Genomic DNA, 8,692 nt, shown 5'->3' with positions numbered 1-8,692 from the left:
GGACCGCGCGCGCGAGGCGGTCAGCGCCGCCGCGCACGACGCCGGCGGCCAGCCCCGGCACCTCGGCTCGCGCAGCCTGCACTGGGACGCGCTCGGTCGCCTGACCGAGGTCCGCGAGGGCGAGCGCAGCATCGCCCGCTACGCCTACGACCACCGTGGCCTGCGCATCCTGCGCACGCGCCTCGAGCCCACGACGGCCGCGCCCACCACCACCCACATCCTCCACGACGACGCCCGTCAGCCGCTCGCCGAGCTCGACGCCGACGGCAGGCTGATCCGCCAGTACCTCTGGCTCGCCGACCTGCCGCTCGCCGTGCTCGACACCCCGGCGCAGCCCGCCACCGAAACCGGCTCCACGCACCGCCTCCTCGAAGACCTGCGCCGCATCGTGCAGAGCTGGCTCGACCCGCAGGCCGGCCTCGCCTGGCTCCACACCAACCACCTCGGCGCCCCCGAGCTCGCCACCGACCCATCCGGCCAGCCGATCTGGCGCGCCCGCTACGCCCCCTTCGGCGCCGCCACCCTCACCCCCTCGCCGGCCCGCCCCGACTTCACCCTCGACCTGCGCCTCCCCGGCCAGGTCTTCGACGCCGAGACCGGCCTGCACTACAACCGCGCGCGCTACTACGACCCGGGCGAGGGCCAATACCTCACCCCCGACCCGCTCGGCACGCCGGACGGGCCGAACCCGTATGCCTACGCGGCGTTCAATCCGTCGGGGAAGGTGGATCCGGATGGGCTGGTGTTGTTTGCGTTCGATGGGACAGACAACTCGTCGGAGGTGAGCGAGCTCGAGCGGCTCGGCGGCTCGGAGACCAATGTCGTTCGATTTCTTGACCTATATGACTCCGGCAACAGGAATTACGTCTCGGGAGTCGGTACCCAGCATCACGAGAACGGGCGAACGAACTATCTCGGAGAGCAGTACCAAAACATCCTACCCAAGGGATTCGGTCCGATTCCCGATCGCGGTGGCAACTACACTGGCCGAGAACGCATCGAGCGCATGTGGGACTACTTCGTCGACGAGGCCGAGGCCCTGGACGACAAGACCGTGATGGACATCGACATCGTTGGCTTCAGCCGCGGCGCCGCGCAGGCCCGCGAGTTCGCGAACACGCTCACCGAGCTCCTCGTCGAGCACGAAGGCCGGCAGCTGATCCGCTACCCGGCCATCGACCCCGGCACCCGGCGCGAGATCACGCGCTGCCAGCCGGTGAAGCTGCGCTTCATGGGCCTGTTCGACACCGTGCTGAGTACCGACCTGCCCTTCGCAGCGGACTACCGTCTCGCCATTCCGGACGAGTTCGCCTACGTCGCGCATGCGGTGGCGCTGAACGAATACCGCAGCCAGCCCATCGGCTGGGACGAAGGGGGCTATATCTTCAATGCTGCCTTCTGGGACGGCACCCGTCGCAATCTGGACGAGAAGCTGCACCAGGGCGGCTTCCCGCTGGAGTCGATCGGCGCGAGCAGCCGTACGCAGGGACAGGTGCGGATCGAGCGCGGCTTCATCGGCGCCCATGCGGATATCGGGGGCGGCTACGCGGAAGGCGAGAACCAGTTGTCCTTCGTTGCCTTGAACTGGATGGTGAAACAGGCAGAGTTCGCCGGACTCACGATGAATACTGTGGATCTCGTTCGCATTCCTGCCGTAGATCCCATCGTCCACGACCAGAGCAACAGCCTGCGGATCGGCCACCCGGACAATCCGGACAAGTACATGATCTCCAGGGAAGTCCGCGAGGGCGATATGACCCGTACGGAGTGGGCGCTGCTGCGCGCCGAGGACCGCGAGGTCCGCGGCGCGGTGAGCGGTGCCACCCAGCGCACGATGGAGTTCACCGCCTTCGCTCCCCAGGATCAGGGCATGGTGAATGCCGACACGCACAACTACATCACCTATTTCGAGCGACCGGTCGGCAACGACCCGGACAAGACCTGGAACGCACTAACCGATAACCGTACCGGAACGGTGGACATCGCCGGCTACATGGGCTGGCTGAAGGACAACGGCTACCGCTTCCCCGACCGCTAACGTGGCACAAACACAGATGAGGAGAAAAGCAATGCAAGCCCTTCGCTCCCCGCCGCTGCCCCCCTCTTCAATCCGCCGCGCGCTGTTGATGGCCACGGGCGGCTTCCTCCTGAGCGCCTGTGGCTTAGGCGGCAGTCGCACCGCTTCGGCACCGAAGCGGCCCTTGAGCGCAGAGGATGCACAGCTCATGCACAAGTTCCGCGGCCTTCGCGGCGGCCAGTTAAGGGTCGACTCCCTGTTCCGCGTCAGAGGATTGAACATCTTCGACGAGGATGGGCATCTGTTCTTCGCAACGGCAGGCATGACCCCGCCACACCGGGCAAACTCGAGTTACGGCGCCGATTTCGGCGTTCCGAAGTTCCTGCGCTTCGAGTGGCGCGACAAGACCGAGATGGAGCCGGACGGCGCGCTCAAGCGCGGCCTGCCCGGCCGCGCCTTCTACGGCGGCACCATCCTCGGCAACTACACCGTCCCCATCGCCTCCCGCATCCCCGAGTCCCTCCTCGAAGACCGGCGCCGCAACGGCGGCGGCTTTCGACTGAAGATCCGCATCCACCCGGACGGCCCGCTCATCGGCTGGGATCTGGAACGCGGAGTCGGAACCGGGCCCGACGGCTCCAAGTTCCACCACGCCGGGGGCGACTTCCAGGAGGCCTACATCTACAACGGCAAGGTGCTGCGCAGGGGCTGGTACATCCACCCCAAGACCGGCCAGCGCTTCGAGACCGACTATTGAAGCCGCGCCGGAAGGCTTGCGTACCGTGTTGCCGACGAAACGACGGGCTGCGACCTCAGTTCACCCCCGCCCCATCTCCTGCAGCTGCAGGATCATCTCCGCCAGCCGCCAGCGCTGCGCGCGCCATGGCTCGCTGCCCTCCTCCAGCCCTGCGATCTCCGCGCGCAGTCGGGCGATCTCCTTTCGCAGGCCGATCTCCGGCGGGGCGAAGCCGGCGTTGCGCAGGATGTGGTTGGCCATGCGCTGCTCGGGGGAGACGAAGGGCTCGTCCTCGAAGAGGAGCGGCAGGCCGGCACCGGGGAGATGGTCGAAGTCGCCGTTGCGCAGCGCCTCGAGGATGCGCTGCTCGGCCAGCAGATCGAAGACCGCGTTCACGCCGCCTGTCGTCGCGCCGCGGCGCGGGTGCTGACGAGGATGCCGCCGACGATGAGCAGGAAGGCGATGCCGTGGTAGGGACGCGGCCACTCGCCGATGACGGCGGCGGAGAACACTGCGGCGAAGAGCGGGGTGAGGTTGTAGAAGATCGCCGCGGTGGCCGGCCCGGCCTCGGCCACCGCCACGCCCCAGGCGCGGTAGGCGATGATCGACGGGCCGACGGCGATGTAGACGATGGCGGCGACCAGGCCCCAGGACCACTGTGTCGGCCCGGACGGGAACACCACGTCGCCCGCGGCGGCGGCGGCCACCGCCCAGAGCACGCCGAAGACGCACTGGGCGACGAGGAACTCGGCCCAGTTCCACTGCGGGCGTGCCTCGCCCGCCATGTGCGCGGGCGGGCGCGCGAGCATCCAGCTGTAGCCGGTCCAGCCGAGCATGGCGAGCAGCATCAGCAGGTCGCCCTCGACGAACTCGATGCGCGCGATCGCAGCCGGGTCACCGCGCGACAGCACCAGCGCGACGCCCACGAGCGACAGCAGCGCGCCCAGGACCTGCACCGGGCGAGGGATGACGCGGTAGAACACGGCGCCGATCAGCATCATCCACACCGGCGCGCTGGAGGCGATCAGGGTGACGTTGAGCGGCGTGCTGGTGCGCAGCGCCATGTACTGCAGCGCGTTGTAGGCGCCCACGCCGATCAGCCCGAGCACCGCGAGGTGGGCCCAGCGCGTGCGGATCTGCGCGCGCGCCGCCGGTGTACCGAGCGCGCGCCAGCCGAGCGGCAGCAGCAGCACGAAGGCGAGCATCCAGCGCACCGCGTTGAGCCAGAGCGGGTCCATGCTGCCGATGGCGAGGCGGCCGACGACCGCATTGCCCGCCCACAGCAGGGGCGGCAGGACGAGGAAGAAGACGAGTCGAGGAGTCAGGTGCATTTGGGGGGTCGATCTTTATTGTTTTGCGGGCAGCGTGGAGGCTGCCCGGACGCGAGGCCAGAACCTTAGCGGTTTTGCGGCAGTCCTGGCCAGTCCGCCGCGCCGAGCGCGAACTTGTAGGCGAAGCCGCTCCACGACTCGCCGCGGCGCAGCGCGTCGATGAAGCCGGCGCGATCGGTGATCCAGCTCCCGCCGACCACGGTGACGCCGCGCGCGAACAGCGGCTCGGGCAGGCAGCCGGCGCTCGGGCCGATCAGCACGATGCGCCGCGCCTTGCGGCAATGCGCGAGCATGTCGTCGACCGTGTGGTTGAGCAGGATGGTGCTGGTCGACAGCACCTTGTTGCAGTCTTCGAGCGCGGCGGCGTCGAGGGTGACGCGGTAGCCGTCGTAGTGACCGGCGTAGTCCGGGTTGAGCTCGATCACGGTGAGCTGCGCACCGGCAGCGGTGACCTGCTTCAGCAGCGGGGTGAACAGCCCCACCATGCCGACGTGATCGCCCGCCTGCGGGTCGATGCCGCCGATCGAGTCGATGGCGCGCGGCGGCGCGAAGCCCATGCGCTCCATCACCGTGCGCGACAGCGCGTTGGCCGCGGCGAAGCCGAGCGTGCGGCGGATCTCCGCATCGCCCCCCGCGCCGGCGGTGGGCGCGGCGAACTCGCGCGCGAGCTGCAGCGCATCCATGCCGACGATGGTGTGCGGGTCGTCCGACGCGGCGAGCCGGGGCAGGATGCCGCCTAGCAGCCTGTCGGACTTGAAGCCGGCGGACGGCGTACCGGCAGGCGGGTTTTCATGATGTGAAAAATAATCGGCATTTCAGAGCCGAAAGCGCCTTTTTCGCGTGAAATCGCCATGCTCCTGTCGTTTCTTCTCACTGCAGACGCAATACGGCCATGCGCTTGAAGTTCCACGCGAGGCAGACCAGCGTCCATTCGTTGCGCACGTTGCCAACACCGCGCAGCAGGAACTGACGGAAACCCATCACGGACTTGATGATGCCGAACACCGGCTCGACGGTCTGTTTGCGCAGCGCGTAGGCGGCGCGACCGGTCTGGGTCTTGAGGGCGTGCTTCATCTGCTCGACGTGGGAGGTGGGCGTCTCGAGCGGTGCGGGCTCCTCGAAGCGGCTGCGCCAATCCGGATGATGCGCATCGCGCCCCACTGCGATCAGCGGCTCGACCCCGGCGTCGTGGCAGTGCTGGACGTTGCGTTCGCTGTAAAAGCCGGTGTCGGCCAGCAGCCGCGCGGGTTGATTGAGCCCATCGGGCAGTGCCTGGATGCACTCGAGCATCGGCGCGACCTGCTCCTTGTCGTTACCGGCGGTGGTGATGTGGGGCGCCACCACCAGCATCGATTCGGTATCGACCACAGCTTGCGCGTTGTAGCACTGCTCGAAACCACCGCCCGCCACCTTCATGATGCGCGAGTCTTCATCGGTCAGATTGATCTGATCCTCGGCCTGTGGCCCCGTCTGCGGGGGCTTGGGGGGCTTGCCACCGGGCTTCTTGCCCGTGCTCGCCTGCTTGGCCTGGCGCTGGGCCATCTTCGCCTCGTACTCGGCTTGCTCGCGCTCGAAACGTTCCTTCGCGCGGGCTTCGATCTTGGCTTTGGCCGTCGCGATGGCCGCCAGACGGTCTTCGCGGCGCTTGATCTCCGCCGGTAAATCCACCCCCTCAGGCACATTGCCTTGGTCGGCAGCCTCGGCCAGCTTGAGCATCTCCTGCACCTCGGCTTTGAGCTGCGCTTCGATCTTCTGCGCGTGCCCGTAAGACAGCGCACTGTGCCGGGAGGCGTTGGCGTGCAGCTTGGTGCCGTCCAGGCTGACCGTGCCAAAGCGCGAGAGCTGGTTCTCGCGTGCGACCTGCAGCACTTGCACGAAGAGCTCGGCGAACTGTTCGCCGAAGCGGCGCCGGAAACTCGCCAGGGTGTCGTGGTCCGGGTGCTGGTTGCAGGCGATGAACCTAAACGCCAGCGAATCGTAAGTCGCCCGCTCGATCCGGCGGCTCGAATGCGTCCCCGTCGCGTAGCCGTAGATCAGCAGCGACAGCAGCATCGCCGGGTGGTACGCATCGCTCCCACGCCCCGCATACGCCCGCTCCAGCGCCGACAGGTCCAGTGCCTCGACCACGTCGACCACATAGCGCGCCAGGTGCGTTTCGGGCAGCCACTCCTGTACCGAGGGCGGCAGCAGGTAGTCCGTTTGGCGGTCGATCGGGCGGAAGCGGCTCATGCTCTCAGGATCCGGGGGCGATGCGGCATTTTACAGGGGGTAGTCCGACAGGCTGCTAGCAGGACGTAGGAGAGGCCGAGCGCGCCGTCGTCGAGCTCGAGCGCGCAGAACTCGCCGTTGCGCGACTCGGCCGCCTCCGGCGGCGGCAGGTGCAGCGCGCGCACGCGCGGGATCGGGCGGACGGCGGTGGCGTGTTCGAGTTCGGCGATCAGGTCGGTGGCGAAGGTCATGATGGACAGCGGCGCAAGGCCGGGCGGTGGGGTCGGGCGAGCCTACCACGGCGGCACGCCCCCCGAAGGCCCGACGATCCCTGCCGAAGGCCCGACGCCCCCCTGTAGGAGCGCCGGCAGGCGCGAATGCGGCGTCGATCTCCCGCAACCATGCCAGCTACTGCAGCGCTGCATTCGCGGCTGCCGCCGCTCCTACATCGCCCCGAAGCGCGGCGATTGATTCCGGGACACCTAGCCGCGGACCGCGACGGTCTATATAGGAGCGCCGGCAGGCGCGAATGCGGCGTCGATCTCCCGCAACCGTGCCAGCTGCTGCAGCGCTGCATTCGCGGCTGCCGCCGCTCCTACATCGCCCCGAAGCGCGGCGATTGATTCCGGGACACCTCGCCGCGGACCGCGACGGTCTATGTAGGAGCGCCGGCAGGCGCGAATGCGGCGTCGATTTCCCGCAACCGTGCCAGCTGCTGCAGCGCTGCATTCGCGGCTGCCGCCGCTCCTACATCGCCCCGAAGCGCGGCGATTGATTCCGGGACACCTAGCCGCGGACCGCGACGGTTTGTGTGGGAGCGCCGGCAGGCGCGAATGCGGCTCAAGGGCTTTCGCCACGGTGGCGGCCGGCGCGGATCGCGGCGGCGGCCGCCTCGGGGGTGACGGTGGCAGCGCGGTTTCCGAGGGTACGCAGGGCACCTGGGAAATAATCCGCGGTGAGGTGGCTGGAGTGCACCGGCGAGCCGCCGCCGGCAGCAAGGGTCGAGGCATTCGCGCCGGCGCCATCCCCACGCCGGCCGTCCGCTTCGGCATCACCCGCCTTGCCCGCATCGCCCCCATAGCGCCGCCAGTCGCGCACCCAATGGATGTCGTCGGCGAGCTCGAGCAGGCCGATGGTCTCGCGGTCGCCGATCAGGATGCCTTGCACGCGCAGGCCACGCTCGCGGCGGGCGGCCTCGACGCGGGCGGCGAGCGCCGGCGTGGCGCCGAATTCGCCGTCGGAGGCGATCAGCAGGTCGGCGAGCGCCCAGCCGGCCTCGTCGAGGCGGGCGATCGCGCGTTCGAGCGGGCCGCAGATGTCGGTGCCGCCCCCGAAGCCCTGGCCGAGGAAGCGGGCGAGCCGGCCGACACCCTCGGCATCGACGCCGAGCTCCATCTCCACCACCTCGTCCGGCCCGCCGAAGGCATACACCCGGCAGGCGCGGCGCTGGGCGTGGGCACAGCGCACCGCCTCCAGCACCACGGCCTTGGCCACCGCCTCGGCGCCGCCCTGCATCGAGCCCGAGGTGTCCACACACACCAGCATCGGCCCGCGCTCCAGGCGCCGCTCGGGCGCCGGGCGCTGGCTCGGACGCAGCACCGCAGCCGGGCGCAGGCAGTCCTCCTGCAGGTGGTCGTCGTCCTCGTAGGCCAGCAGCGTGCGCTCGGCGCGGCGCGCGTGCCAGACCAGGCGCAGGCGCGGATGTCCGAGCAGCATCGCCTCGGCCGGCAGCATGCGCGCGATCCGGCCCGAACGCTGCACGCCGCGCGTCTCGCCGGGGAGGTCGGGCACCCGCACCCGGCGCGACTCGCTGCGCTGCACCTCGGCCTGCTCGACCACCGCCTGCAGCGCCTGGCTCGACTCCGAAACCTCGTCGGTGGGTCGTGCGCGACCGAGCGCGCGCAGGATGCGAGCGAGCTCGGGCAGGCGCTCGATCAGTGCGCGGATGCGCATCACCTCGCGCCACTCGGTGCTGCGCAACAGGCCGCGCAGCGCATCCCAGCGGGTGTTCTTGAGCAGGTCGCCGAGATCGCCGAAGGCGCCGACCAGCTCGTCGATCTCGCCGCAGCGCTCGGCCCAGTCGGCGGCGAAGGAATCCACTGCCCTCGCCTGCGCCGCGGCCTCGGTGTCACCGCGGTCGCGGTAGTCGACGATCAGGTCGAGATGGAAGAGCAGGCCTTGCAGCACCGTATCGGCCAGCTCGGGCTGGGCGGCGCAGTAGCCAGGCAGCCGGAGGCGTCCGAACACCTCGCGCACGGCCTGCTGCAGCTCCGCCTCGGGCCAGGCTGCGGAAGATCGGGGCAGGCCGCCGGCGAGCAGCGCCTCGCGCCAGGCCGCGAGCGCGGCGAGGCGGCCCGCGAGTTCGCCGCCGGAGTGGGTCATGCCGCCGAGCCAGAGCGC

General features: G+C 69.4%; 8 protein-coding genes. 2 read left to right on the top strand and 6 right to left on the bottom strand.

Going from position 1 to position 8,692, the window contains the following annotated elements:
* Positions 1 to 2,038, top strand: a 2,038-nt coding sequence (locus tag C667_RS26690; protein ID WP_004371744.1) for a phospholipase effector Tle1 domain-containing protein, incomplete at its 5' end; no start/stop codon positions are given.
* Positions 2,039 to 2,225: 187 nt separating this feature from the next.
* The gene (locus C667_RS17300; protein WP_245538490.1) at positions 2,226 to 2,774 is read left to right on the top strand and encodes a hypothetical protein; all 549 of its coding nucleotides are present in this window, start codon (positions 2,226 to 2,228) and stop codon (positions 2,772 to 2,774) included.
* 60 nt (positions 2,775 to 2,834) lie between these two features.
* Here the strand turns inward: C667_RS17300 and C667_RS17295 are convergent, their stop codons facing one another.
* The 6 genes from C667_RS17295 to C667_RS17270 all read right to left on the bottom strand — a co-directional run.
* The gene (locus tag C667_RS17295; RefSeq protein ID WP_004371740.1) at positions 2,835 to 3,149 is read right to left on the bottom strand and encodes a DnaJ family domain-containing protein; all 315 of its coding nucleotides are present in this window, start codon (positions 3,147 to 3,149) and stop codon (positions 2,835 to 2,837) included.
* Positions 3,146 to 4,084, bottom strand: coding sequence for a DMT family transporter (locus tag C667_RS17290; RefSeq protein ID WP_004371738.1), 939 nt, complete (start codon positions 4,082 to 4,084; stop codon positions 3,146 to 3,148). Before C667_RS17290 ends, C667_RS17295 begins: the two co-directional genes overlap by 4 nt.
* 65 nt (positions 4,085 to 4,149) lie before the next feature.
* Positions 4,150 to 4,767: a Rossmann-like domain-containing protein gene (locus C667_RS17285; protein ID WP_004371736.1), complete on the bottom strand. Its 618-nt coding sequence runs from the start codon at positions 4,765 to 4,767 to the stop codon at positions 4,150 to 4,152.
* Between the two features lie 187 nt (positions 4,768 to 4,954).
* Positions 4,955 to 6,313, bottom strand: coding sequence for an IS1182 family transposase (locus tag C667_RS17280; RefSeq protein WP_004356467.1), 1,359 nt, complete (start codon positions 6,311 to 6,313; stop codon positions 4,955 to 4,957).
* Positions 6,310 to 6,543, bottom strand: coding sequence for a hypothetical protein (locus tag C667_RS17275; RefSeq protein WP_004371734.1), 234 nt, complete (start codon positions 6,541 to 6,543; stop codon positions 6,310 to 6,312). Before C667_RS17275 ends, C667_RS17280 begins: the two co-directional genes overlap by 4 nt.
* 589 nt (positions 6,544 to 7,132) lie before the next feature.
* Positions 7,133 to 8,692, bottom strand: a 1,560-nt coding sequence (locus tag C667_RS17270; protein ID WP_004371732.1) for a VWA domain-containing protein, incomplete at its 5' end; no start/stop codon positions are given.

This window comes from Thauera phenylacetica B4P, from assembly GCF_000310225.1.
Taxonomy (GTDB): domain Bacteria; phylum Pseudomonadota; class Gammaproteobacteria; order Burkholderiales; family Rhodocyclaceae; genus Thauera; species Thauera phenylacetica.
This window is presented reverse-complemented; position numbering and strand designations above follow the sequence as displayed.

Coding starts and splice junctions, on each gene's coding strand:
- C667_RS17300 (WP_245538490.1), top strand. CDS start 2,226: ATGCACAAGTTCCGCGGCCTTCGCGGCGGCCAGTTAAGGGTCGACTCC.
- C667_RS17290 (WP_004371738.1), bottom strand. CDS start 4,084: ATGCACCTGACTCCTCGACTCGTCTTCTTCCTCGTCCTGCCGCCCCTG.
- C667_RS17285 (WP_004371736.1), bottom strand. CDS start 4,767: ATGGATGCGCTGCAGCTCGCGCGCGAGTTCGCCGCGCCCACCGCCGGC.
- C667_RS17280 (WP_004356467.1), bottom strand. CDS start 6,313: ATGAGCCGCTTCCGCCCGATCGACCGCCAAACGGACTACCTGCTGCCG.
- C667_RS17275 (WP_004371734.1), bottom strand. CDS start 6,543: ATGACCTTCGCCACCGACCTGATCGCCGAACTCGAACACGCCACCGCC.